The sequence below is a fragment of the Sulfitobacter sp. HI0027 genome, from assembly GCF_001634775.1.
GTDB lineage: Bacteria > Pseudomonadota > Alphaproteobacteria > Rhodobacterales > Rhodobacteraceae > Sulfitobacter.
In genome coordinates, this window is sequence record NZ_LWER01000381.1 from 1 (window position 1) to 779 (window position 779).

Sequence of the window (779 nt, forward strand, 5' to 3'; positions counted from 1 at the left end):
TGGAAGGTGATCCAGACTGTGCGCGAGAAGTTCACTTGCCGGGCCTGCGAGAAGATTAGCCAGCCGCCGGCGCCGTTCCATGCGATTCCGCGCGGATGGGCCGGACCCAGCTTGATCGCAATGCTGATCTTCGAAAAATACGGACAGCACCAGCCGTTGAACCGGCAGGCAGAGCGCTTTGCGCGTGAAGGCGTTGATCTGAGCCTCTCCACGCTGGCAGACTTGGTCGGGCACGCGACTGTCGCCTTGCAGCCGATCCATGCCCTGATCGAAAGCCATGTGCGTGCCGCTCACCGCCTACATGGCGATGATACCACCGTGCCGCTTCTGGCGCGGGGCGGTGCAAAAAGGCCCGGCTCTGGACCTACGTGCGTGATGATCGGCCATGGAATGGTGGCGCCCCACCAGCGGCGTTCTTCCACTTCTCTCGAGATCGCGGCGCAACCAATCCCAATCAGCATCTGGCCGGATGGCAAGGTGTGCTGCAAGCCCCCTCTCATGGTTTGCAAGCAAACCACTGCCGGGCAATGGACGCCTATGGTGGATACAACGATCTCTATCGCGAAGACCGCGACGAGGGGCCCGTGACCAGTGCGTTGTGTTGGTCACATGCCCGCCGGAAGTTCTTCGAACTGGCCGACATTGCGGGCAACGTCCGCAAGGGCAAACCCGCCCATCAGATCTCGCCGGTCGCACTGGAAGCGGTGAAACGGATCGATGCCATCTTCGACATCGAGCGCGAGATCAATGGGCTGGATGCTGATGCCCGGCTCGTCGCC

At 61.9% G+C, this 779-nt stretch carries 1 pseudogene; it reads left to right on the top strand.

The window, feature by feature from the left end:
• Positions 1 to 779, top strand: a pseudogene (gene tnpC, locus A3722_RS17645) (IS66 family transposase); the annotation flags it as partial.